The organism is Cellulosimicrobium sp. JZ28 (assembly GCF_015327065.1).
GTDB lineage: Bacteria > Actinomycetota > Actinomycetes > Actinomycetales > Cellulomonadaceae > Cellulosimicrobium > Cellulosimicrobium funkei.
In genome coordinates this window covers 707,750-730,387 of sequence record NZ_CP017660.1, presented here as the reverse complement: position 1 = coordinate 730,387, position 22,638 = coordinate 707,750, and the positions used below count along the sequence as shown (strand labels likewise).

Annotated in this window: 24 protein-coding genes and 1 pseudogene; 4 read left to right on the top strand and 21 right to left on the bottom strand. The window is 73.5% G+C overall.

The genetic code is table 11. The features are described 5' to 3' along the window. Nucleotides 1-193 precede the first annotated feature (193 nt). Both BJP59_RS03295 and glmS read right to left on the bottom strand, forming a co-directional pair. Nucleotides 194-544: a holo-ACP synthase gene (locus tag BJP59_RS03295; protein WP_021482029.1), complete on the bottom strand. Its 351-nt coding sequence runs from the start codon at nt 542-544 to the stop codon at nt 194-196. Between the two features lie 126 nt (nt 545-670). Next, nucleotides 671-2,548: a glutamine--fructose-6-phosphate transaminase (isomerizing) gene (gene glmS, locus BJP59_RS03290; RefSeq protein ID WP_021482028.1), complete on the bottom strand. Its 1,878-nt coding sequence runs from the start codon at nt 2,546-2,548 to the stop codon at nt 671-673. A 188-nt stretch (nt 2,549-2,736) separates the two neighbouring features. On the opposite strand from glmS, the gene BJP59_RS03285 reads away from it, so the two are divergent. Both BJP59_RS03285 and coaA read left to right on the top strand, forming a co-directional pair. Continuing rightward, nucleotides 2,737-3,633, top strand: coding sequence for a DUF72 domain-containing protein (locus BJP59_RS03285; RefSeq protein ID WP_194522174.1), 897 nt, complete (start codon nt 2,737-2,739; stop codon nt 3,631-3,633). Between the two features lie 94 nt (nt 3,634-3,727). Next, the gene (coaA, locus tag BJP59_RS03280) at nt 3,728-4,717 is read left to right on the top strand and encodes a type I pantothenate kinase (protein WP_044144243.1); all 990 of its coding nucleotides are present in this window, start codon (nt 3,728-3,730) and stop codon (nt 4,715-4,717) included. 27 nt (nt 4,718-4,744) lie between these two features. On the opposite strand, the gene BJP59_RS03275 is transcribed toward coaA, so the two are convergent. The 8 genes from BJP59_RS03275 to BJP59_RS20125 form a co-directional block, all read right to left on the bottom strand. Then, nucleotides 4,745-5,614, bottom strand: coding sequence for a DedA family protein (locus tag BJP59_RS03275; RefSeq protein ID WP_086148953.1), 870 nt, complete (start codon nt 5,612-5,614; stop codon nt 4,745-4,747). A 266-nt stretch (nt 5,615-5,880) separates the two neighbouring features. After that, nucleotides 5,881-6,480, bottom strand: a complete 600-nt coding sequence (locus BJP59_RS03270) for a peptide deformylase (protein ID WP_194522173.1) — start codon at nt 6,478-6,480, stop codon at nt 5,881-5,883. A gap of 41 nt (nt 6,481-6,521) precedes the next feature. Continuing rightward, nucleotides 6,522-7,883: a phosphoglucosamine mutase gene (gene glmM / locus BJP59_RS03265; RefSeq protein WP_144680630.1), complete on the bottom strand. Its 1,362-nt coding sequence runs from the start codon at nt 7,881-7,883 to the stop codon at nt 6,522-6,524. A 149-nt stretch (nt 7,884-8,032) separates the two neighbouring features. After that, on the bottom strand, nt 8,033-8,521 hold the full coding sequence (gene rpsI / locus BJP59_RS03260) for a 30S ribosomal protein S9 (RefSeq protein WP_021479846.1): 489 nt from the start codon (nt 8,519-8,521) through the stop codon (nt 8,033-8,035). A gap of 45 nt (nt 8,522-8,566) precedes the next feature. Further along, nucleotides 8,567-9,010: a 50S ribosomal protein L13 gene (gene rplM, locus BJP59_RS03255; protein ID WP_021479847.1), complete on the bottom strand. Its 444-nt coding sequence runs from the start codon at nt 9,008-9,010 to the stop codon at nt 8,567-8,569. Between the two features lie 170 nt (nt 9,011-9,180). Next, nucleotides 9,181-10,101, bottom strand: coding sequence for an oxygen-dependent tRNA uridine(34) hydroxylase TrhO (trhO, locus tag BJP59_RS03250; RefSeq protein ID WP_021479848.1), 921 nt, complete (start codon nt 10,099-10,101; stop codon nt 9,181-9,183). Between the two features lie 20 nt (nt 10,102-10,121). Next, nucleotides 10,122-11,816 carry an ABC-F family ATP-binding cassette domain-containing protein gene (locus BJP59_RS03245; RefSeq protein WP_194522172.1) on the bottom strand — a complete coding sequence of 565 codons (1,695 nt, stop codon included), beginning with the start codon at nt 11,814-11,816 and terminating at the stop codon, nt 10,122-10,124. Nucleotides 11,817-11,999: 183 nt separating this feature from the next. Then, on the bottom strand, nt 12,000-12,629 hold the full coding sequence (locus tag BJP59_RS20125; RefSeq protein ID WP_194522171.1) for a DUF937 domain-containing protein: 630 nt from the start codon (nt 12,627-12,629) through the stop codon (nt 12,000-12,002). Between the two features lie 142 nt (nt 12,630-12,771). Here BJP59_RS20125 and BJP59_RS03235 point away from each other — a divergent pair, with 142 nt between their 5' ends. Further along, nucleotides 12,772-13,173: a DUF5709 domain-containing protein gene (locus BJP59_RS03235; RefSeq protein ID WP_043652004.1), complete on the top strand. Its 402-nt coding sequence runs from the start codon at nt 12,772-12,774 to the stop codon at nt 13,171-13,173. A gap of 46 nt (nt 13,174-13,219) precedes the next feature. Here BJP59_RS03235 and truA read toward each other — a convergent pair whose 3' ends face one another. After that, nucleotides 13,220-14,113 carry a tRNA pseudouridine(38-40) synthase TruA gene (truA, locus tag BJP59_RS03230; protein WP_194522906.1) on the bottom strand — a complete coding sequence of 298 codons (894 nt, stop codon included), beginning with the start codon at nt 14,111-14,113 and terminating at the stop codon, nt 13,220-13,222. 116 nt (nt 14,114-14,229) lie between these two features. On the opposite strand from truA, the gene BJP59_RS03225 reads away from it, so the two are divergent. Next, nucleotides 14,230-15,000, top strand: coding sequence for an ROK family protein (locus BJP59_RS03225; protein ID WP_194522170.1), 771 nt, complete (start codon nt 14,230-14,232; stop codon nt 14,998-15,000). A gap of 4 nt (nt 15,001-15,004) precedes the next feature. Here BJP59_RS03225 and BJP59_RS03220 read toward each other — a convergent pair whose 3' ends face one another. The 10 genes and pseudogenes from BJP59_RS03220 to secY form a co-directional block, all read right to left on the bottom strand. Next, entirely contained in the window at nt 15,005-15,886 is an 882-nt protein-coding gene (locus tag BJP59_RS03220) for an alpha/beta fold hydrolase (protein ID WP_228485250.1), read from the bottom strand. A 154-nt stretch (nt 15,887-16,040) separates the two neighbouring features. After that, nucleotides 16,041-16,598 carry a 50S ribosomal protein L17 gene (gene rplQ, locus BJP59_RS03215; RefSeq protein WP_021479761.1) on the bottom strand — a complete coding sequence of 186 codons (558 nt, stop codon included), beginning with the start codon at nt 16,596-16,598 and terminating at the stop codon, nt 16,041-16,043. A 74-nt stretch (nt 16,599-16,672) separates the two neighbouring features. After that, nucleotides 16,673-17,692 (bottom strand): DNA-directed RNA polymerase subunit alpha, encoded by a 1,020-nt coding sequence (locus BJP59_RS03210; RefSeq protein ID WP_021479760.1) that lies wholly within the window; start codon nt 17,690-17,692, stop codon nt 16,673-16,675. A 217-nt stretch (nt 17,693-17,909) separates the two neighbouring features. Continuing rightward, entirely contained in the window at nt 17,910-18,314 is a 405-nt protein-coding gene (rpsK, locus tag BJP59_RS03205; protein WP_021479759.1) for a 30S ribosomal protein S11, read from the bottom strand. A gap of 113 nt (nt 18,315-18,427) precedes the next feature. Beyond that, complete coding sequence (gene rpsM, locus BJP59_RS03200) at nt 18,428-18,802, bottom strand: 30S ribosomal protein S13 (RefSeq protein ID WP_021479758.1); 375 nt, start codon at nt 18,800-18,802, stop codon at nt 18,428-18,430. Nucleotides 18,803-19,039: 237 nt separating this feature from the next. Next, a complete protein-coding gene (gene rpmJ, locus BJP59_RS03195) occupies nt 19,040-19,153 on the bottom strand; it encodes a 50S ribosomal protein L36 (protein WP_009740505.1) in 114 nt (37 codons plus the stop codon). Nucleotides 19,154-19,249: 96 nt separating this feature from the next. Next, nucleotides 19,250-19,471, bottom strand: coding sequence for a translation initiation factor IF-1 (gene infA / locus BJP59_RS03190; protein WP_012867920.1), 222 nt, complete (start codon nt 19,469-19,471; stop codon nt 19,250-19,252). Nucleotides 19,472-19,773: 302 nt separating this feature from the next. Then, nucleotides 19,774-20,609, bottom strand: a pseudogene (gene map, locus BJP59_RS03185) (type I methionyl aminopeptidase). Between the two features lie 40 nt (nt 20,610-20,649). Then, on the bottom strand, nt 20,650-21,207 hold the full coding sequence (locus BJP59_RS03180) for an adenylate kinase (protein WP_031315308.1): 558 nt from the start codon (nt 21,205-21,207) through the stop codon (nt 20,650-20,652). 50 nt (nt 21,208-21,257) lie between these two features. Next, nucleotides 21,258-22,556, bottom strand: a complete 1,299-nt coding sequence (gene secY / locus BJP59_RS03175) for a preprotein translocase subunit SecY (protein WP_194522169.1) — start codon at nt 22,554-22,556, stop codon at nt 21,258-21,260. Between the last annotated feature and the right edge of the window lie 82 nt (nt 22,557-22,638).

Genomic DNA, 22,638 nt, shown 5'->3' with positions numbered 1-22,638 from the left:
AGCACGACGCACGGGTGCCACCCCACCGCACGAGGACCCGTCGTCGTCGGGCCAGGCGACTGACCTGTGGACAACGACCCGACGTCGCGTCCTGTGGACGACACCGAGACCCCACGGCCGCCGTTCACCATGCGGTGGGAGCCCGTCCGGCTTCGTTGACGGGCGGCAACGGCATGTTCGGCGGGATGGGGGGTCAGCCCTCTGCGACGACCATCGCCGAGGCGATGCCGGCGTCGTGCGAGATGCTCAGGTGCCAGGCCGTGATGCCGAGCGCGTCCGCACGTGCCGCGACCGTGCCGGTGATCTCGACCTCCGGCGGGCCGCCGACGACGCGGTGCACCGTCGCGTCGTGCCAGCGCATGCCCGCCGGGGCGCCCAGCGCCTTGGCGATGGCCTCCTTCGCCGCGAACCGCGCGGCGAGCGACGCGGGCGGCAGGTCACGCTCGGCCTCGGTGAACAGCTTCTCGCGGAGCCGGGGCGTGCGCTCCAGGGTCTCCATGAACCGCGCGACGTCCACGACGTCGATCCCCACGCCCTTGATCATGCGTCCACCCTACGGTGGCGAACCAGGCCTCCCCGCCTCCACGAGCAGGTGGTCCTGGTTCGTCCGGGAGACCGGACGAACCAGGACCACCTGGTCGACGCGTGGGCGGGGGCGGGGGCGGGAGGGCTACTCGACCGTGACCGACTTCGCGAGGTTGCGCGGCTGGTCGACGTCGAGGCCCTTCGCCGTCGCGAGCGCCATCGCGAAGATCTGCAGCGGCACGACGGCCAGCAGCGGCGAGAGCAGCGTCGGGGACTCGGGGATCCAGAAGATCTCGTCCGCGTAGGGGCGCACGGCGTCGTCCCCGTCCTCGGCGATGACGAGCGTGCGTGCGCCGCGCGCCCGGATCTCCTGGATGTTCGAGATGACCTTGGAGTGCAGGCCCTCGCGGCCCTTCGGCGACGGCACGACGACGAACACCGGCTGGCCCTCGTCGATCAGCGCGATCGGCCCGTGCTTGAGCTCGCCGGCCGCGAAGCCCTCCGCGTGGATGTACGCGAGCTCCTTGAGCTTGAGCGCGCCCTCGAGCGCGACGGGGAACCCGACGTGCCGCCCGAGGAACAGCACGGACGAGGCGTCCTTCATCGACCGCGCGGTCGCGCGCACGTACTCGCCGCGCTCGATGACCGTCTGGATCTTGCGCGGCATCTCGCGCAGGTCCTCGAGGATCGCCGCGATCTCGTCGGGGAACTTGTTCCCGCGCAGCTGCGCGAGGTAGAGGCCCAGGAGGTACGCGGCGGTGATCTGCGACAGGAACGCCTTCGTCGAGGCGACCGCGATCTCCGGGCCGGCGTGCGTGTAGAGCACGGCGTCGGACTCGCGCGGGATCGTCGAGCCGTGCGTGTTGACGATCGAGATGACCTTCGCACCCTGCTCGCGCGCGTGGCGCACGGCCATGAGCGTGTCCATGGTCTCGCCGGACTGCGTCACGGCGACGACGAGCGTCTTCTCGTCGACGATCGGGTCGCGGTAGCGGAACTCGTGCGCGAGCTCGACCTCGACCGGGATGCGGCACCAGTGCTCGATCGCGTACTTCGCGACGTGGCCCGAGTAGGCCGCCGTGCCGCACGCGACGACGATGATCTTGTCGACCGAGCGCAGCACGGCCTCGTCGATGCGCAGGTCGTCGAGCACGAGCTTGCCCGACGGGTCCGTGCGGCCGAGCAGCGTGTCGGCGACGGCGTGCGGCTGGTCGTGGATCTCCTTGTCCATGAAGGACGAGAAGCCGCCCTTCTCCGCGGCGGCCGCGTCCCAGTCGACCGTGTAGCGCTTCGCCTCGGCGGGGTTGCCGTCGAAGTCGGTCACCTCGACCGACGTCGGCGTGATCGTGACGATCTGGTCCTGCCCGAGCTCGAGCGCCTCCTTGGTGTGGGAGATGAACGCCGCGACGTCGGAGCCGAGGAAGTTCTCGCCCTCCCCCAGCCCGACGACGAGCGGCGAGTCGTGCCGCGCGCCCACGACCGTGTCGGGGGCGTCGGCGTGCACGGCGAGGAGCGTGAAGGTGCCCTCGAGCCGCCGCGCCACCTGGCCCATCGCGAGCGTGAGGTCCTTGGTGTCGCGGTACGCCCGCGCGAGGAGCTGCGCGGCGACCTCGGTGTCGGTCTCGGACCGGAACGTCACGCCCTCGGCGAGGAGCTCGGCCTTGAGGGTCGCGAAGTTCTCGACGATGCCGTTGTGGATCACGGCGAGGCGGTCGTCGTCCGCGAGGTGGGGGTGCGCGTTGCTGTCCGTGGGGCCGCCGTGCGTCGCCCACCGCGTGTGCCCGATCGACGCGGTCGCCGCGGGTAGCGGGTGCGTCTCGATCTCCTGCACGAGGTTCGCGAGCTTGCCCGACTTCTTCGCGAACGCGACGGCGTCGACGCCGGGCGCGACGAGCGCGACCCCGGCCGAGTCGTAGCCGCGGTACTCGAGCCGTCCGAGTCCTTCGAGAGCGACGTCGAGGGGTCGCCCCGAGGCCTCTCCGACCATGGTTCCAGGGCCCACGTAGCCCACGATTCCGCACATGGTGATCGAGTCTAGCCACGGACCCGCGCCCCTTCGGGGCCGCACGATCTCGCGGTTCTTCGTGAGGTCCGCTGCCTAATCGGGCCCCGCGCGGCGCGCGAGCCGTCCTCGCGCCCGGGGCCTCGTCGCGTGCCGGTCCGCCACCCGTTCGCCGGGCGTGCGACGCGCTGCACCGCGAGGCTGTGCTCGTGCCCACCGTCCGGATCGGTCTCTCGGGGTGGCGGTACGCGGACTGGCGCGGACCGTTCTACCCCGCGGGGCTCCCCCAGCGCCGCGAGCTCGAGCACGTCGCCTCGCTCTTCCCCGCCGTCGAGCTCAACGGGTCGTTCTACTCGTTGCAGCGGCCGTCGTCGTTCGTCGCGTGGCGCGACCAGACCCCCGAGGGCTTCACGTTCGCGGTCAAGGGACCGCGCTTCGTCACCCACATGAAGCGGCTGCGGGACGTGCGGACGCCGGTCGCCAACTTCGTCGCGAGCGGCGTCCTCGCGCTCGGCAGCAGGCTCGGGCCCGTCCTGTGGCAGCTCCCGGCACGGACCGCCTTCGACCACGACCTGCTCGACGCGTTCCTCACGCTCCTGCCGCGCACCACCCGCGAGGCGGCGCGGCTCGCGCACGAGCACGACGACCGCCTGCGCGCGCCCGCCTGGACGGAGACCGATGCGGACCGCCCGCTCGTGCACGCGCTCGAGCCGCGGCACGCGTCGTTCGCCACGCCGGAGTCGCTCGACCTCCTGCGCCGGCACGGGGTGGCGTTCGCCGTGTCGGACGGCGCGGGCCGGTGGCCGCTCGTCGAGGCGGTCACGAGCCCGCTCGTGTACGTGCGCCTGCACGGGGACCAGGAGCTCTACCGCAGCGGCTACCGGCCGCACGTGCTCGACGCGTGGGCCGAGCGCGTGCGCGCCTGGCACGCCGCGGGCCACGACGTCGAGGTCTACTTCGACAACGACGTGGACGCCCACGCCCCGGCCGACGCGCTCGCCCTCATGGCCCGCCTGCCCGACCTCGCGCTCCCCGGCCCGGGGCCCACCGTCGAGCCGGCGCCGCGCCGTCGTCGGGCCGCGCGCGGGGCCGACGACGCCCGCTGAGACGACCCGCGGAGGGCGGCCCCGCGGTGCCCTCGTCGGGGCGCGGGGCGGCCCCGTGCACCGGCACGGGCGCGCATCCGGCAGAATCGGGCGGGTGTCCTCCCCCGCCGACGACCCGTCCGACCTCCTGCGGGCCCACCTGGCCGCGCCGTCGTCCTCGCCGTACGTCGATCTCGACCGGGCCGTGTGGAGCCGGCTGTCGGAGTCGACGCCGCTGCCGCTGACCGACGACGACGTCGCGCGCCTGCGCGGCCTCGGTGACCCGATCGACCTCGCCGAGGTCGACGCCGTCTACCGGCCGCTCTCGCGCCTGCTCAACCTCTACGTCACCGCGACGTCCGGCCTGCACGAGGCGACGTCGACGTTCCTGCGCGAGGAGACCGGCAACACGCCGTACGTCATCGGCGTGGCCGGCTCCGTGGCCGTCGGGAAGTCGACGACGGCGCGCGTGCTGCGCGAGATGCTGGCCCGCTGGCCGGAGACCCCGCGCGTCGAGCTCATCACGACAGACGGCTTCCTCTACCCCAACGCGGAGCTCGCGCGCCGGGGCCTCATGGACCGCAAGGGCTTCCCCGAGTCCTACGACCGTCGCGCGCTCATCCGGTTCCTGTCCAAGGTCAAGGCCGGCCACGCCGAGGTGCGGGCCCCCGTCTACGACCACCTCACGTACGACATCGTGCCGGGGGCCGAGGCCGTCGTCCGCAAGCCCGACGTCCTCGTCGTCGAGGGCCTCAACGTGCTCCAGCCCGCGCGTCCGAGCGCGCACGACGAGTCGACCGTCGCCGTGTCGGACTTCTTCGACTTCTCGATCTACGTGGACGCCCGCACGCGCAACATCCGCCAGTGGTACGTCGACCGGTTCCTCGCGCTGCGCCGCACGGCGTTCGCGCGCCCCGAGTCGTACTTCCGCCGCTACGCCGACCTCACGGACGAGCAGGCGGTGGAGCGAGCGAAGTCGATCTGGGACGCGATCAACGCGCCGAACCTCGAGCAGAACATCCTGCCGACGCGCGGCCGCGCGACCCTCGTCCTCACGAAGGGCTCGGACCACTCGGTCCAGCGCGTCCGCCTGCGCAAGCTCTGAGGCGACCCGCCCAGCACACGGGCAGGGTCAGGTCGCGCGGGGCGGCGTGCCCGACGACGTCGCCCCCGACGACCCGGGCGGCACTGTCCCGGAGGCGTCCGCTGCGCGCGGACCGGGCAGGGGCTCGCCGGTCACCGGGCCGGTCACCGTGCGCCCGTCGGCCGTCGCGCCCCCGCCGGGCGCGGTCGCGGCCGGTGTCCCGCCGGTCGTCGGCGCAGTCCCGGCCGGGTCGGTCGCGCCCTCCCCGGCCGGCGCCTGCGGCGTCGGCGGCAGCTCGCCGCGCTGGCGCGCCCGCATCATGAGCACGCGATCGATGACGAACCCGCTCCCGACACCCAGCACGATGCCCACGACCATCGCGAGCAGCGGCTCGTGGCCCAGCCACCGGGCGGCGACGAGCCCGATGAGCACCGAGTAGACGGCCCACGTCACCGCCGCGACGGCGGAGAACGCCATGAAGCGGCGCCGCGGGTACCCGACGGCGCCCGCCGTCATGTTCACCGCGACGCGGCCCACGGGGATGTAGCGCGCCGCGAGGATGAACGACGCGCCGCGGTGCGCGAGGGCGCGCTCTGCCCACCCCACGGCGCGACGCCCGCGGGGCGTGCGCAGGATGCGCAGGCGCTCCGTGCCGACGGCACGACCGATGGCGAACGCGATCTGGTCCCCGGTCCAGGCGCCCAGGGCCGCGACGAGGAGCACGAGGACGAGGTTGGGCTCGCCGGTCGCGTGCGCGGAGACCGCGAGCGTGATGACGACCGACTCGCTGGGGACCGGCGGGAAGAACCCGTCGATCGTCGCGAAGCCGAACAGGGCGGGATAGATCCACGCGGACGCCGCGAGGGCGAGAATCCAGTGCTCGAGATTCTCCAGGAAGATCGACACGGCGTCGGGCAACGGCGTCCTCGTTCGTCTGCTGGCGGGGAGGCCAGACGGGCGGTGGCGGCAGGTCGGTCGTCCTGCACCAGGACAAGCCTACGGAGCGCGAGGACGACGACCATCAGGGAGACCCCCGGTTCACCCCTGAGGACCCCGGGCGCGACGGCGCCGCGCCCGTGACGATTCTGCCGCGCCAGCCGCGGCAGGGTCGTCATCCCGACGGACGACTTCCCGCGGCGGGCCCGTACGTCGTGAGGACCAGGGGCCCGCGGACGCCCGGTGAGCTAGCTCCCGGCGCCCGGGAGCCGCGCCACCCCGAGGGTCGAGGACAGCGTGCGCAGGTCGGCGGCGTCGAGGTAGAGCTCGCCCCGGAGGTGGTCCGTCTCGTGCTGGACGATGCGCGCGGGCCACCCGGTCAGCACGTCGTCGAACGGCTCGCCGGCCTCGTCCTGGCCCGTGAGCCGGACGGCGTGGGCGCGCGTCCGCTCGGCCTGCCAGCCGTGCACGGAGAGGCAGCCCTCGAAGAACGTGCGCGTCTCCTCGCCGACGACCTCGTAGCGCGGGTTCACGAGCACCCGGTACTCCAGGAGGCTTCGCTCCCGGTCGTCGCCGACGTCCGGTGCCCCCGGGTCCTCGACCACGGCCACCGCGAGGCCGATGCCGACCTGCGGCGCGGCGAGCCCCACCCCGGGCGCCGCGCGCATGGTCACGCGCATCGCGTCGAGGAAGCGCGGCAGCGCGTCGCCGAGCTGGCCCGCGTACGGCACGGCCGGCGTGCGCAGCACGGGGTGGCCGGCCTGCACGATCGGCAGGACGCCGTCCGGGTACGCGGCGAGGAGCGCGAGCACGTGCTCGCGCAGCGCCTCGTCGACCCCCTGCCGCACGCTCGTTCCCGCCTCGCGTCCCGTCGGCCGTCCGGACGCGCTCACAGGGCGAGCCGCTCGCGCACGACGCCCGCGAGCTGCGCGGCGACCGCGTCGGCCTGCTGCTGCGTCGCCGCCTCGACCATGACCCGGACGAGCGGCTCGGTGCCCGACGGCCGCAGGAGCACCCGCCCCGTCTCGCCGAGCGAGCGCTCCGCACCGGCGACCGCGGCCAGCAGCGCCTCGTCGGTCGACGCGCGCGCCTTGTCCACGCCCGGGACGTTGAGGAGGGTCTGCGGGAGCCGCTGCACGACGCCCGCGAGGTCCGCGAGCTTCTGGCCCGTCGCGCGCACCCGCGCCGCGAGCTGGAGGGCCGTGAGCACGCCGTCGCCCGTCGTCGCGTAGCGCGACATGACGATGTGGCCGGACTGCTCGCCGCCCAGGCCGTAGCCGTGGGCGCGCATCTCCTCGAGCACGTACCGGTCGCCGACCGCCGTCTGGACGGTGCTGATCCCCGCCGCGCGCATCGCGAGCAGCAGCCCGAGGTTGCTCATGACCGTGACGACGAGCGTGTCGTGCGGGAGCGCGCCCTCGTCCTTGAGCGCGAGGGCGAGGACGCCCATGATCTGGTCGCCGTCGACGACGGTGCCGCCGTGGTCGACCGCGATGCAGCGGTCCGCGTCGCCGTCGAACGCGACGCCGAAGTCGGCCTCGGACGCGACGACGACGGCCTGGAGCTGCTCCGGGTGGTTCGAGCCGCACGCCGCGTTGATGTTGCGGCCGTCGGGGCTCGCGTTGATGACGACGACGTCCGCCCCGGCAGCACGCAGCGCCGCGGGCCCGACGTCGCTCGCCGCGCCGTTCGCGCAGTCGACCGCGATCCGCAGCCCGGCCAGCGGCTTGTGGTCCTCGTCGGCGCCGATGCTCGACATGAGGTGCTCGACGTACGCGCCGCCCGCGCGGCCCGAGTCCGGGGAGATGCGGCCGACGACACCGTGCGTCGGGCGCTCCCACTCCTGGCCCAGCAGGCTCTCGATACGGTCCTCGACCGCGTCGTCGAGCTTCACGCCGCCGCGCGCGAGGAACTTGATCCCGTTGTCCTGCATGGGGTTGTGCGACGCCGAGATGACGACGCCGAAGTCGACGTCCATGGTGCTCGTCAGGTAGGCGACCGCCGGGGTCGGCAGGACTCCGACGTCCTTCACGTCGACGCCCGCGCTCGCGAGCCCCGCGATGAGCGCCGCGCCGAGGAACTCCCCGGACACGCGCGTGTCGCGCCCGACGACCGCGCGCGGGCGGTGCCCTTCCTCCTGACCGCTCGCGAGCACGCGGGCCGCGGCGACGCCGAGGTCCAGCGCGAGCTCCGCCGTCACGTTGCCGTTCGCGAGACCGCGCACCCCGTCGGTGCCGAAAAGCCGTCCCATGGAAGTCCTTCCCCTCGTACCGGCCGTACGCCGACCGTACGACCGTCAGCCGCTGCCCGCCGTCGACGGGTCTTGGTCACCGCTCCTCACAAACGCCGTCGGCCCCGGTGGACGAGGTCCACCGGGGCCGACGAGCGCACAGCGCAGGATCAGCGCTTGGAGTACTGCGGTGCCTTGCGGGCCTTCTTGAGACCGGCCTTCTTGCGCTCGACGACGCGGGCGTCGCGAGTGAGGAAGCCGGCCTTCTTCAGCGCGGGGCGGTTGTGCTCGGCGTCGATCGCGTTGAGCGCGCGCGCGATCGCCAGGCGCAGCGCGCCGGCCTGGCCCGAGGAGCCGCCGCCCGTGATGCGGGCGACGACGTCGAAGCGACCCTCGACGTCGACCAGCTTCAGCGGGGAGTTGACGAGCTGCTGGTGGACCTTGTTCGGGAAGTAGTCCTCGAGCGTGCGCCCGTTGACCTTCCAGGTGCCGGTGCCGGGGACGAGGCGCACGCGCGCCACGGCCTCCTTGCGGCGGCCCAGGGCCTGGCCGGGGGCGGTGATGCTCTGGCCGCGGCCCGTGGGGGCGGCGGACTCGGAGGTGTAGGTGCTGGGCGTCTCGTCGCCCAGGGTGTCGGTGTCGACGGTGGTCTCGGCCACGGGTGGTGTCCTCGCGTCTCTCTGTGCGCTACGCCTGGGCGGCGATTACTGCGCGACCTGGGTGATCTCGAACGGCTTCGGCTGCTGAGCGGCGTGCGGGTGCTCGGCACCCGCGTAGACCTTCAGCTTGCCGAACTGGGCGCGACCGAGGGTCGTCTTGGGGAGCATGCCCCGGACGGCCTTCTCGACGGCACGCTCGGGGTGCTTGTCGAGCAGGTCGCCGTAGGCGACGGCACGCAGACCACCCGGGTAACCGGAGTGGTTGTAGGCCATCTTCTGCTCGCGCTTGTTGCCGCTCAGGGCGACCTTGCCGGCGTTGATGACGATGACGAAGTCACCGCCGTCGACGTGCGGAGCGAAGGTCGGCTTGTGCTTGCCGCGCAGCAGGGTGGCCACGTGGGTGGCCAGGCGGCCCAGGACGACGTCGGTCGCGTCGATGACGTACCAGTCGCGCTGGACGTCGCCGGGCTTCGGGGTGTACGTACGCACGGTCGTAGCCTTCGTTTCTGTCTCAGGATGTCTTCTTCGACCGCTGAAGCGTGCGGCCGAGAGGGCAGGTCGTTGCGCGGCGGGCTCGGTCGACACCCGCTCCTTGGCCGGCAGCGAGTGGGCGCGCTAGCGACACGGGTGTCGTGAGATGAGCACAACGACTCACCAGACTACCCGCGAGGCAGGCCGCCGGTCAAAGCGGCCGGACGCTCCCGGACGCACGTCTCGCAGCGCGTCGAGCGGGCCTCGTGGACGCAGCCGGGGCAGTACAGGCGCAGGGTCCGGCAGCTCGGGTCGGCGCAGTTCTCGTACTTCGCCGTCGGCGCCCCGCACGCCGTGCACGCGCCGAGCGGCGTCGACCCCGGGCCGAGCTCGACGTGCATGCGCTCGTCGAACACGTAGAGCGACCCCTCCCACAGCCCCTGCGAGCCGAACACCTCGCCGTAGCGCACGACGCCGCCGTCGAGCTGGTACACCTCCTCGAACCCGCGGGCGCGCAGCAGGGCCGACAGCACCTCGCACCGCACGCCCCCCGTGCAGTACGTGACGACGGGCCGCCCCTTGAGGTCGTCATAGCGGCCCGAGTCGATCTCGGCGACGAAGTCCCGCGTGGTCGCGACGTCGGGCACGACGGCCCCGCGGAAGCGGCCGATGGCCGCCTCGAACGCGTTGCGGCCGTCGAGCATCACGACGTCGTCGCCGCGCTCCTCGACGAGGTCGTGCAGGGCCTGCGGGCTCAGCCGCTCCCCGCCGCCGACGACGCCGTGCTCGTCGACCCGGACCTCGTCCGGCACGCCGAACGCGACGAGCTCGGGGCGCACCTTGACGGACAGGCGCGGGAAGTCCCGGCCCGTGCCGTCGGACCACTTGACGTCGACGCCCTCGAAGCCCGGGTACCGGCGCGTCGTCTTCACGTACTGCTTGAGGTCCTCGACCGTCCCGCCGAGGGTCGCGTTGATCCCGTGCTCCGACACGATCACGCGACCCGTGAGGTGCCACCGCTCCCCCAGCGCCTGCTGCCAGAGCTGCACGGCACGCGGGTCCCGCAGCGGCGTGAAGGCGTAGAAGAGCACGATCTTGTGGACGGCCATGCCCACCAGGATAGGGACGGCTAGCGCGCCCGACGGACGCGTTCGACGTCCCAGACCGGCTCCGGCGCCTCGACGACCTCGCCGTCCTCGCGGAACACGAGGAACCGGTCGAAGCCGCGCGCGAACCACCGGTCGTGCGTCACCGCGAGCACGGTGCCCTGGAAGGCCGCGAGCCCCGCCTCGAGCGCCTCCGCCGAGTGCAGGTCGAGGTTGTCCGTCGGCTCGTCGAGCAGGAGCAGCGTCGCGCCGTCGAGCTCGAGGAGCAGGATCTGGAAGCGCGCCTGCTGGCCACCGGAGAGCGTCTCGAAGCGCTGCTCGGCCTGGCCCACGAGCTCGTACCGGTCGAGCGCCCGGCTCGCGCCCTCGCGCCCCATGCCCGCCCGGTGCCCCTCGCCGCGGTGGAGGATCTCCAGCAGCGTGCGCCCCCGCAGCTCCGGGTGGTCGTGGTTCTGCGCGAACCACCCCGGCCGCACCCGCGAGCCGAGCACGGCCCGGCCCGTGTGCGCCACGGGAGCGGGCGCCGCCGGGCCGCCGGCCACGTCGTCGGGCACGGTGCCCGGCTCGGGGTCGCTCCCGCCCGCGGCGAGGAGGCGCAGGAAGTGGGACTTGCCCGAGCCGTTCGAGCCGAGCACCGCGACGCGCTCGCCGAAGAACACCTCGACGTCGAACGGCTTCATGAGCCCCGTGAGCTCGAGCCGCTCGCACGTCACCGCGCGCTTGGCCGTCCGCCCGCCCGTGAGCCGCACGGTCACGTTCTGGTCGCGCGCGACCACCTCGGGACGCCCCGCCTCCTCGAACTTGCGCAGGCGCGTGCGCGCGGCCTGGTACCGGCTCGCGAGGCCGTCGTTGAACGCGGCCTTCGTCTTGAGCGTCCGCACGAGCTCCTGGAGCTTGGTGTGCTCCTCGTCCCAGCGGCGCGCGAGCTCGGCGAGCCGGTCGCGCCGGTCCGCGCGGGCCTGGGCGTACGTCGCGAAGCCGCCGCCGTGCACCCACACCGTGCCGCCGCCCGGCGTCGGCTCGAGCGTCGCGACCTGGGTCGCGGTGCGCGACAGCAGCTCGCGGTCGTGGGACACGAAGAGGACCGTCTTGGACGACGCGACGAGCCGCTCCTCGAGCCAGCGCTTCGTCGGCACGTCGAGGTGGTTGTCCGGCTCGTCGAGCAGCAGGACCTCCTCCGGCCCGCGGAGCAGGGCCGTGAGCGCGAGCCGCTTCTGCTCGCCCCCGGACAGCGACCGCACGTCGCGCCACTGCGCCTTCTCGAACGGGACCGACAGCACCTCGTCGGTCACCTCGTCCCAGCCGGCCTCGGCGTCGTAGCCGCCCACGTCCGCCCAGTCCACGAGGGCCTGGGCGTAGCGGAGCTGGGCGGGCTCGTCGTCGACCGTCATGATGTCGTGCTCGGCGGCCGCGAGCTCGAGCGCCGCCTCGCGGACCGCGGTCGGCGCGAGCCCGACGAGAAGGTCGCGCACCGTGCGGTCGTCGTCGATGCGGCCGACGTCCTGGCGCATCACCCCGAGCCCGCCGCTGCGCACGACGGCACCGCCGTGCGGGGCGACCTCACCGGTGACGATGCGCAGCAGCGTCGACTTCCCGACGCCGTTGGGCCCCACGAGCGCGACGCGCGCGCCGTCCGCGACCCGCAGGTCGACGCCGTCGAGCAGGGTGCGCCCGTCAGGCAGGTGATACGTGACGTCGCTGAGGTCGAGGTGTCCCACCCCGTCATGGTCCCCGACGTCGGCCGTGCGGTCACGCGCTTTGCGGACCCGGGCGTCCGGCACCTCGGCCGGGCCGGCGCCACCCGCCGCCCGGCACCACGGCAGGCGGGCGCCGGGACGCGGGACGCCGGGTGGCGGGATGGCGGGATGGCGGGTGGCGGGACGCCGGGATGGCGGGACGGCTCAGCGCCGGCCGCCGCCGAGGAGGCCGCCCAGCCCGCCCAGGAGGTCGCCGAGACCGCCGCCGGCGCCCGACCCGCCGCCCAGGAGCCCGCCGAGGACGTCGCCCAGGCCGCCCCCACCGGTCTGCGGCGCGCCCGGCCGCTCGCCCGCGCCCTTCCCCGCCGCGGTGCCGCCCGAAGTGCCGCCCGCCGTGCCGCCCGAGGTGCCGGTCGGGACGCCGCCCGACGACCCGGCGCCACCGAGCTGCTTCGCGAGGAAGGCCAGCGCGATCGGCGCGAGCGCGGGAAGCACCTTCGCGAGCAGGTCCTTGCCGGTGCCCGTCGACCGGGCGAGCTGCGCGACGACCGCCTGCTCGTTCTGCCCGAACACGTGCCCGACGATCTTGCGGCCGTCGTCGGTGTCGACGTCGTCGAGGTCGACACCGCTCTCCACGAGCGCCGGGTCGTGCTGCGCGAGGGCCTCGCCGAGCGACGCCGCGCCCGCCGGGTCCTGCGCGTTGGCGCGCAGCCCGCCCAGCAGCGCGGGCAGCGCCGCGCCCACCGCGCGCTGCGCCGTCGCCTCGTCGACGCCGAGCCGACCGGCGAGCTGGTCGAGCGGGACGGTGGACAGGATGTCGTCGATGCCGGCCATGGGGTCGTCCTCCGGTTCAGGGGTGCTCCAGCGGGTGCGCACCGGGGCGCGGTGCGGCCCCACCGTAGTCCCGGCCGGGCGCCCTCGCAGGCACTCGCGTCCGGGGCTGCGTCCGTCCCCGTGAGGTGCCAGGGTGGGACGCATGAGCGAAGACACCACCGCCACGAGCCCCGACCCGGAGACGGGCGCCGAGGGCGACACCGACCAGCTCCAGCCCGAGGAGACGCTCCTCGACCGCGGCGTGGACGACGTGCTCGACGAGGGCTACTCCCCGCCCGAGCGCCCCCGCTCGAACCACTTCGGCGAGACGCCGTGGGAAGAGGTGCACGGCGAGACGCTCGACCAGCGCCTCGCCGAGGAGGAGCCGGAGGAGTGGGAGCGCGACCCGGCCGAGCGGCCCGACGAGACCCGCGCGGGCCGCCTCGTCGCCGACCCCGACGCCCTCGACGGGCGCCAGAACGACACGTACGCCGACGACGAGGGGATCTCCGGGGGCGCCGCGGGCGCCGAGGAGGCCGCCGTCCACGTCGTCGAGGAGCCCTGAGAAGCCCTGAGGAAGCCCTGAGGACGAGCGCCCGCCCGCGGCCGGCTCAGGCCGGCTCGCGGGGCGGCGCGTCCTCCCAGACGTCCTCCTCGTTCCGCACGGCGCGGATGCGGTCGGCACGCGCCGCGAGCTCCGCGTCGGGCGGGTAGGTGACCTCCTCGAGCACGAGCCCGTGCGCCGGCACGACGCCCGCCCCCGCGTCCCGGCGCCGGCTCGCGAGGAGCCCCGCGGGCCAGCCGACGTCGCGACGCCCCTCCCCCACGGCGAGCGACGCGCCGACGAGCGCGCGCACCATGTTGTGGCAGAACGCGTCCGCGCGGACGTGCGCGACCACGAGGCCCGCGTCGGGCCCGTCCGTCGGGCGCGACCACGACAGGTGCTGCAGCTCGCGGATCGTCGTCGCGCCGGGTCGCGGCTTGCAGAACGCCGCGAAGTCCCGCACCCCGAGCAGGGGCCGCACGGCGGCGTCCATCGCCGCGACGTCGAGCGGTCGCCGGCTCCACAGCACCCAGTCCCGGCGCAGCGGGTCGCGCTGCGCCGGGTCGTCCGCGACGCGGTAGGTGTACGCGCGGTGCAGCGCGGAGAATCGGGCGTCGAACCCGGCCGGGGCCGGCGCGGCACGGTGCACGACGACGTCCCCCGGCAGCACGCCCCCCAGCCGCGCGACGAGCGCGTCCCCCGGCGCGCGGTCGGACCGGCCGGGCAGCGCCTCCCACTGCGCCCGCGCGAGGTCGACGTGCGCGACCTGCCCCCGCGCGTGCACGCCCGCGTCCGTGCGCCCCGCCACCGTGAGCCGCGGCGCCGCGCCCCGCAGGATCGTCGCGAGCCCGTCCTCGAGCGTGCCCTGCACCGTGCGCAGCGTCGGCTGCCGGGCCCAGCCGGCGAACGCCGTCCCCTGGTAGGCGAGGTCCAGGCGCACGCGCACGACGTCGTCCGGCACGTCGGGTCGCGGGGCGTCGGGGTCCGGGAGGGCTGGGGGCGGGACGGCGGTCACGGGAGTTCACCGTAGTCGCCCGCCCGTGCGCCGCGCGCGCCGCCGTGCCTACGCTGCCGCCCATGACCGGCGACCCGCACGACGTCCGCACCCTCGCCGTCGACTGCGGCGGGGGCGGCATCAAGGCGAACGTGCTCGACGCGTCGGGCACCGCGCACGCCGCGGCGGTGCGCGTCCCCACGCCCTACCCCCTCCCGCCCGACCTCCTCGTCGAGACGGTCGCGGGCATCGCGGCCACGCTGCCTCCCGCCGACCGCGTCACGGTGGGCATGCCCGGGATGATCCGGCGCGGCGTCGTCGTGCACACGCCCCACTACGTGACGCGCAGCGGGCCCCGGTCGCGCGTGGACCCCGCGCTCGTCGAGGCCTGGACGAGCTTCGACGTCCGCGCGGCCGTCGAGCGCCGGCTCGGCGTCCCGGCGCTCGTGCTCAACGACGCCGAGGTGCACGGCGCGGGCGTCGTCGCGGCGTCCGGGCTCGAGCTGGTGCTGACGCTGGGGACGGGGCTCGGCTCCGCGCTGTTCCACGGCGGCCGGCTCGCGCCGCACCTCGAGTGGTCGCGCGCCCCGGTGCGGCGCGGCACCACGTACGACGAGTACGTCGGCGAGCCCGAGCGCCGCCGCCTCGGCGACGGGCTCTGGTCGCGCCGGGTCCACGCGGTCGTCGAGGGGCTGCGGCCCGTGTTCTGGTGGGACCGCCTCTACCTGGGCGGGGGCAACTCGCGGCGCATCACCCCGAGCGTCCTCGACCGGCTCGGCGACGACGTCGTCGTGGTGCCGAACTCGGCGGCCCTCGTCGGGGGCGCCCGCGCGTGGGACCTCCCGCCGGCCTGACGCCTCAGCGACCGGCCGTGCCGCGCTCCGGCGCCCCGTCCGCGGTGCGCCGCCTGGGCGCGGCCGCGGCGGGCTCGAGGAGGCCCGGCGTCGCGCCCTCGTCCCCGCCTCCCGGAGGCGCGCCCGCGGCGAGAGCGCCGTGCGCGTCGAGCAGGACGCGGTTGAACGCCACGGGCGCGTCCAGGCTCACCAGGTGCCGCGCGCCCGGGACGACGACGAGCCGGGCCGGGGCCCCGCCCGCGCGCGCCGCGGCGAGGAACCCGCGCTCCCCCAGCCGGAAGTGGTCCCAGCGCCCGTTGACGAGCCAGACCGGCGAGTCCGCCGCCGCGAGGGCCCGGACCGGGTCGGCCGACCCCACCTCGCGCAGGATCGCGCTCATGACGTCGAGGGCGAACCCGCCGGCCGCGAGGTCGGCGGCAGCCTGGGCCGTCATCGCCCGGTCGACGAGCGCCTGGTTCAGCCCGGCTCCCCCGTCCGGGAGCCGCTCGATGCCGCGCGCGAGGACGAGCCAGCCGCCGCGCAGGCGCGTCGACGGCGGCGTCGAGCACGCGGCGGCGACGAGCCCCACGACGCGCTCCGGGTGCCGCGCGCGCGTCTCGATCGCGACGTAGCCCCCGAGCGACAGCCCGACGACGAGCGCGCGGCCACCGACGTCGTCGATCCCGGCCGCGACCGCTTCGACCGCGCCGTCGAGCGTGAACGCCTCGCCGCGCCGCACCCCGTGGCCCGGCAGGTCGACCGCGACGGCCCGCACGCCGGCACGACGCAGCGCCGCGAGCTGGTCGCGCCACATCGAGCGCGAGGTGCGCGACCCGTGCACGAGGACGACGGGCGGCCACGTCCCGGTCCTGGTCCCGGTCCCGGGCGACGCGTCGGTGGAGGTCACGTCTCGACCGTAGGCCCTGCTCCACGCGAGATCGACCGGGGGAACGCGACAGGACCGGAGGCTCGCCAGAGCCGGGGACGCCGCAGGGCCCGGGACCGTACGGTCCCGGGCCCTGCGCGACGAGCCCCGGAGGGCTCAGGCGGGAAGAGGAGGCTCAGGCCTCCTTCTTCTCCTCCGTGGCGTCCTCGACGGGCGCGTCCTGGACGTCCTCGGCGGGAGCGTCCTCGACGGCGGCGTCCTCGACGGGCGCGTCCTCGACCTTGTCGGCCTTCTTGGACGGCTTGTCGGCCTTCTTCTTGCTCGCCTTCTCGGCAGCCTTCTCCGCCTCGCGGACGACGGCCTGCTTCGGGCTGACGGGCTCGGTCACGAGCTCGATCACCGCGAGGGGCGCGTTGTCGCCCTTGCGCGTGCCGACCTTCGTGATGCGCGTGTAGCCACCCTCACGCTCCGCCATCTGCGGGGCGATCTCGGTGAACAGCGTGTGCACCACGGACTTGTCGCGGACGACGCGCAGGACGCGACGGCGCGCGTGCAGGTCGCCGCGCTTGGCGAACGTGATGAGGCGCTCGGCCACCGGGCGCAGGCGCTTCGCCTTGGTCTCGGTGGTCGTGATGCGGCCGTGCTCGAAGAGCTGGGTGGACAGGTTCGCGAGCATCAGGCGCTCGTGAGCCGGTCCGCTGCCGAGCCGGGGGCCCTTGGCGGGGGTAGGCATGGGATGTGCTCCTTGGGAAGTGATCGCGCCGCAGGTGCGGACCCGGACGCGCTGAGGTGTCTAGAGCCGCAGGCTCAGTACTGCTGCTCGGTGTCCGAGAACGTCGCCTCGTCGTCGTCGCCGTCGTAGTACGCGGCGGCCGACGGGTCGAAGTCGAGCGGCGAGTCCTTGAGGGACAGGCCGAGCTCGGCGAGCTTCTCCTTCACCTCGTTGATGGACTTCGCACCGAAGTTGCGGATGTCCAGCAGGTCCGCCTCGCTGCGTGCGACGAGCTCGCCCACCTGGTGGATGCCCTCGCGCTTGAGGCAGTTGTACGAGCGGATCGTGAGGTTGAGCTCCTCGATCGGCAGCGCCAGGTCCGCGGCCAGGGCCGCGTCCGTCGGCGACGGACCGATCTCGATGCCCTCGGCCTCGACGTTGAGCTCGCGGGCGAGGCCGAAGAGCTCCACCAGCGTCTTGCCGGCCGACGCGAGCGCGTCGCGCGGCGAGATCGCCGGCTTCGTCTCGACGTCCACGACCAGCTTGTCGAAGTCCGTGCGCTGCTCGACACGCGTCGCCTCGACCTTGTAGGTCACCTTGAGGACCGGCGAGTAGATCGAGTCGACCGGGATCCGGCCGATCTCGGCGTCGAACGACTTGTTCTGCGAGGCCGAGACGTAGCCACGGCCGCGCTCGACGGTCAGCTCGATCTCGAGCTTGCCCTTGTCGTTGAGCGTGGCGATGTGCAGCTCGGGGTTGTGGACCTCCACACCCGCGGGCGGGACGATGTCCGCCGCGGTGACCGCACCAGCACCCTGCTTGCGCAGGTACATCACGACGGGCTCGTCGTTCTCCGAGGAGACGACGAGGTTCTTGATGTTGAGGATGACCTCGGTCACGTCCTCCTTCACACCCGGCACGGTGGTGAACTCGTGGAGCACACCGTCGATGCGGATGGAGGTGACCGCCGCGCCCGGGATGGACGACAGCAGCGTGCGACGCAGCGAGTTGCCGAGCGTGTAGCCGAAGCCGGGCTCCAGCGGCTCGATGGAGAAGCGCGAACGGTTCTCCGAGATGACCTCTTCGGTCAAGGTGGGGCGCTGTGCGATCAGCACTGGTGGTTTCCTTTCGGTGAGCGTCCGCCATATGACGCTGCACGGTTCAAGGCGAGGTGCGTGCCTGCGGCACGCGGCCCCGGCCGGGACTCTGTCCACCCGGCCGGGAAGGGTGCGTCGACCCCGTCAGGAGGCGGCTGCCCCGTGACGGGCGCCGTCGACGGGCTCGGCCGGTCGGTGACCGGGCGGCCCGTCGACGGCACGCCGACGACGAGGGTCAGACGCGACGACGCTTGGGCGGCCGGCACCCGTTGTGCGCCTGCGGCGTCACGTCCTGGATCGAGCCGACCTCGAGGCCGGCCGACTGCAGCGAGCGGATCGCCGTCTCGCGACCCGAGCCCGGGCCCTTGACGAAGACGTCGACCTTCTTCATGCCGTGCTCCTGCGCCTTGCGGGCAGCGGCCTCGGCCGCGAGGCCGGCGGCGAAGGGGGTCGACTTGCGGGAGCCCTTGAAGCCGACGTCGCCGCCGGAGGCCCACGCGATCACGGCGCCCGACGGGTCCGTGATCGACACGATCGTGTTGTTGAACGTGCTCTTGATGTGCGCCTGGCCGGCGGGGACGTTCTTCTTGTCCTTGCGACGAGGCTTGCGCCCAGCGGCGGCGCGAGTCTTGGGAGGCATGTCCTTCTTCTCTCCTGGTCTGAGGTGGTCTGACCGCGGGGATCTCCACCCGGCACGGGACGGACCGTGAGGTCCGCGTCAGTGCGCGAGCAGGGCCCGCCCTGCGGACTGGCTCAGCGGGCCTTCTTCTTGCCGGCCACGGTGCGCTTCGGTCCCTTGCGCGTACGCGCGTTGGTCTTCGTGCGCTGGCCGCGCACAGGCAGGCCGCGGCGGTGACGCAGGCCCTGGTAGGTGCCGATCTCGACCTTGCGGCGGATGTCGGCGGCCACCTCACGACGGAGGTCACCCTCGAGCTTGTAGTTGCCCTCGAGGTAGTCGCGGAGCGCGACGAGCTCGGCGTCGCCGAGGTCCTTCACGCGGGCGTCCGGGCTGATGCCGGTGGCGGCCAGCGTCTGCTGGGCGCGGGTACGGCCGACGCCGTAGATGTAGGTGAGCGCGACCTCGAGCCGCTTGTCGCGGGGGAGGTCGACGCCGATGAGACGTGCCATGTGCCTTTCGGCTCCTCGTGCTTCGTCGGAGGTCTGTCGCACCGCCCTCCCACGGGGAGCTCCGTGGGCCCCGGCCTCCGAGCCGGGGGTTCCCCTGCCTGTGGCGTTCTCCTCCCGGACTCGCGTCCGGGGTGCCGAGCAGGTTCGTGGTGGTGCGCTGGTGGCCGGCCGTCGTCGTGACGGGCGGCCTGGTGACCGCGGTCCCGGAGGACCGTCACCCGTGGCGCAGGTGAGGGCTCAGCCCTGGCGCTGCTTGTGCCGCAGGTTCTCGCAGATCACCATGACGCGACCGTGCCGGCGGATCACCTTGCACTTGTCGCAGATCTTCTTGACGCTGGGCTTGACCTTCATCTTCGTTCCCTCAGTGGTGCCCCGCTCCGGGCGCGACCGACGAGCGGCCCCGGTGGTCCCGGGTGCGAGGCGGGTGAGTGGGTGGACGCGTGACGACTACTTGTAGCGGTAGACGATCCGGCCGCGGGACAGGTCGTACGGGCTCAGCTCGACCACGACCCGGTCCTCGGGGAGGATCCGGATGTAGTGCTGGCGCATCTTGCCCGAGATGTGCGCGAGAACCTTGTGCCCGTTGGCCAGCTCCACGCGGAACATCGCGTTCGGCAGGGCCTCGACCACGCTGCCCTCGATCTCGATGACACCGTCCTTCTTTGCCATGTCCTCCGCTAACTCTCGTCTGAACTGCTAGGACTCCCGCGCACGCCCGACCCGAGGGTCGTCCGATCGTGGGAGGTGCGTGGAGCCGCGTGCGGTGGTCGGTCGCCCGGGTCCCGAGGGACGGGGGCCGGATGAACGACGTGCACGGACTACACCCGACGGACCATCCTACGGCATCCGGCAAGGGACGGGAAACCGTGGCGGGTCGTGCGCGCGGTGCGACGCGTCACTCCCCCGTCGCGCCGGGTGCCGTCGCGCGCTGCCGGACGGGAGCGAGGAGACCGCGACGGGCCGGTGCGCGGTCAGGCCGCGAGCGGTGCGACGCGCACGCCGAGCTCCGCGAGCTCCGCGGCGCCGCCGTCGGGCGCGGTGAGGACCCAGATGCCCTCGTCGAGGATCGCGACGCTGTGCTCCCAGTGCGCGGCACGGGTGCCGTCGTCGGTCACGACCGTCCAGTCGTCCTCGCACACCTCGGTGAACCGCTCGCCCCGTGTGAGCATCGGCTCGATCGCGAGGCACATGCCCGGGCGCAGCCGCGGGCCCTTCTCGCGCGTGCGGTAGTTCGGGACGTCCGGGGGCTGGTGCATGGCGGACCCGATCCCGTGGCCGACGTAGTCCTCGACGATGCCGTAGGTCACGCCGTCCGACTCCCCCGAGACACGCACCGAGTCCTCGATGGCGGCCCCGACGTCGCACAGCCGCTCGCTCGTCGCGAGGGCGGCGATCCCGGCCCACATGGCGCGGCGCGTCGCCTCGACGAGCGCCTCGTCCTGGGGGTCGCCCTCGCCGAGCACGAACGAGACCGCCGAGTCGCCGTGCCAGCCGTCGACGACGGCCCCGCAGTCGACGGAGACGACGTCCCCGGGCGCAGCTCGCGCGGCCCGGGGATGCCGTGGACGACCTCGTCGTTCACCGACACGCAGAGCGACGCCGGGTAGCCCTCGTACCCGAGGAACGACGGCGTCGCCCCGGCGTCCGCGATGACCGCGGCGGCGAGCGCGTCGAGGTCGGCGGTCGTCATGCCCGGGCGGACCGCGTCGCGCACCGTCCCGAGCGCGCGCGCCACGACGAGGCCGGCGCTGCGCATGGACCGGACCTGGTCGTGCGTCTTGTACTCGATGCGCTCGCGACCGAACACCCTGCTGCTCCTCAGAACCGACGGAAAGACGTGCGGGCGCTCAGCCGACGAGCGCGGTCAGCGCCGACACGATGCGGCCGGTGACCTCGTCGATGTCGCCGATCCCGTCGACGCGCACTAGCAGGCCGCGGTCCGCGTAGGCGGAGGTGAGCGGCGCCGTCTGCTCCGCGTAGATGTCGAGGCGGCGCGCGATGGCCTCCTCCGTGTCGTCCTCGCGGCCCTCGATCTCCGCGCGCTTCGCGAGGCGCGCGAGCAGCTCGTCGCGGTCGGCGGTGAGCTCCACGACGCCGTCCAGCGCGACCCCCAGGTCGGCGAGGATCGCGTCGAGCTCGACGACCTGGGCCGCGTTGCGCGGGTAGCCGTCGAGGATGAACCCCTGCGCGGCGTCGTCCTGCGCGAGACGGTCGCGGACCATCGCGTTCGTCACCGAGTCGGGGACGAGGTCGCCCTTCGCGGTGTACTCCTGCGCGAGGCGGCCGAGCTCCGTGCCGCCCTTGATGTTCGCCCGGAAGATGTCGCCGGTCGAGATCGCCGGGATGGACAGCTGCTCGGCGAGCCGGGCGGCCTGCGTCCCCTTGCCCGCGCCCTGCGGGCCCATGATGACGAGGCGCGCGGGGCGCGCGGCGGACTGGCCGTCGGTGGCGTTGCTCAACGGAGGAACCCTTCGTAGTGGCGCTGCTGCAGCTGGGAGTTGATCTGCTTGACCGTCTCCAGGCCGACGCCGACGACGATGATGATCGAGGAGCCACCGAACGGGATGTTCGTGCTCACGCCGAGCCCGATGAGGACCAGCGTCGGCAGCAGTGCGACGAGCGCGAGGTAGATGGCACCCGCGGAGGTGATGCGGGTGATGACGTAGTCGAGGTACTCGGCGGTGGGCCGGCCGGCGCGGATGCCCGGGATGAAGCCGCCGTACTTCTTCATGTTGTCCGCGACCTCGTCCGGGTTGAACGTGATCGACGTGTAGAAGAAGCAGAAGAACAGGATCATCACCACGTACAGCAGGATGTGCAGCGGCGCGGACGGGTCGGCCAGGTTCGTGCTGATCCAGATCACCCAGTCGGCGCTCTGGTCGCCGAACTGCGCGATGAGGCCCGGGACCGCGAGCAGCGAGGCCGCGAAGATCACCGGGATGACGCCCGCCATGTTGATCTTGATCGGGATGTAGGTGCTCGAGCCGCCGTACATGCGGCGACCGACCATGCGCTTGGCGTACTGCACCGGCACGCGGCGCTGCGACTGCTCGACGAACACGACCAGCCCGATGACGAGCACGATGACCGCGATCATGATGATGAAGTTCGTCGCGCCGTTCGCGCCGCCGGCGATCGACCACAGGGCGGTCGGGAAGCTCGCGGCGATGGACGTGAAGATGAGCAGCGACATGCCGTTGCCGACGCCGCGCTCCGTGATGAGCTCGCCGAGCCACATGATGAGGCCGGTACCCGCGGTCATCGTGATGACCATGAGGGCCATCGTGACGAAGCTGGCGTCCGGGATGACGTCGACGGAGCAGCCCTGGAAGAGCAGGCCGTTGCGCGCCGTCGTGATGACGGTCGTCGACTGGAGGATGGCGAGCGCGATCGTCAGGTAGCGCGTGTACTGCGTGAGCTTCGCCTGGCCCGACTGGCCCTCCTTGTGGAGCGCCTCGAAGCGAGGGATCACGACGCGCAGCAGCTGGACGATGATGCTCGCGGTGATGTACGGCATGATGCCGAGCGCGAAGATCGACAGCTGGAGCAGCGCGCCGCCGCTGAAGAGGTTGACCAGGCTGAGCAGGTCGTTGCCGTCGGCGGTCTCCGCGATGCACTGCTGCACGTTGGGGTAGTCCACGCCGGGCGTGGGGATGAACGACCCCACCCGGAAGATCGCCATGATCGCGATCGTGAACAGCAGCTTGCGCCGCAGGTCGGGCGTCCGGAAAGCCCGGGCGAATGCGCTGAGCACCTATCCTCCTGGCCCGCCGAGGCGGGATGTCGTGTCGCCGGGAGGCCCGGCGAGGTGTGACGCACGGCACGGGCGCCAAGAG

Bases quoted from the DNA above. Each gene is read 5' to 3' on its own strand.
- BJP59_RS03295 (WP_021482029.1), bottom strand. From the start codon at position 544: ATGATCAAGGGCGTGGGGATCGACGTCGTGGACGTCGCGCGGTTCATG.
- glmS (WP_021482028.1), bottom strand. From the start codon at position 2,548: ATGTGCGGAATCGTGGGCTACGTGGGCCCTGGAACCATGGTCGGAGAG.
- glmM (WP_144680630.1), bottom strand. From the start codon at position 7,883: ATGGGACGGCTTTTCGGCACCGACGGGGTGCGCGGTCTCGCGAACGGC.
- trhO (WP_021479848.1), bottom strand. From the start codon at position 10,101: ATGGCCGTCCACAAGATCGTGCTCTTCTACGCCTTCACGCCGCTGCGG.
- BJP59_RS20125 (WP_194522171.1), bottom strand. From the start codon at position 12,629: ATGGCCGGCATCGACGACATCCTGTCCACCGTCCCGCTCGACCAGCTC.
- BJP59_RS03235 (WP_043652004.1), top strand. From the start codon at position 12,772: ATGAGCGAAGACACCACCGCCACGAGCCCCGACCCGGAGACGGGCGCC.
- BJP59_RS03225 (WP_194522170.1), top strand. From the start codon at position 14,230: ATGACCGGCGACCCGCACGACGTCCGCACCCTCGCCGTCGACTGCGGC.
- rplQ (WP_021479761.1), bottom strand. From the start codon at position 16,598: ATGCCTACCCCCGCCAAGGGCCCCCGGCTCGGCAGCGGACCGGCTCAC.
- rpsK (WP_021479759.1), bottom strand. From the start codon at position 18,314: ATGCCTCCCAAGACTCGCGCCGCCGCTGGGCGCAAGCCTCGTCGCAAG.
- rpsM (WP_021479758.1), bottom strand. From the start codon at position 18,802: ATGGCACGTCTCATCGGCGTCGACCTCCCCCGCGACAAGCGGCTCGAG.
- rpmJ (WP_009740505.1), bottom strand. From the start codon at position 19,153: ATGAAGGTCAAGCCCAGCGTCAAGAAGATCTGCGACAAGTGCAAGGTG.
- infA (WP_012867920.1), bottom strand. From the start codon at position 19,471: ATGGCAAAGAAGGACGGTGTCATCGAGATCGAGGGCAGCGTGGTCGAG.
- BJP59_RS03180 (WP_031315308.1), bottom strand. From the start codon at position 21,207: ATGGGCCCGCAGGGCGCGGGCAAGGGGACGCAGGCCGCCCGGCTCGCC.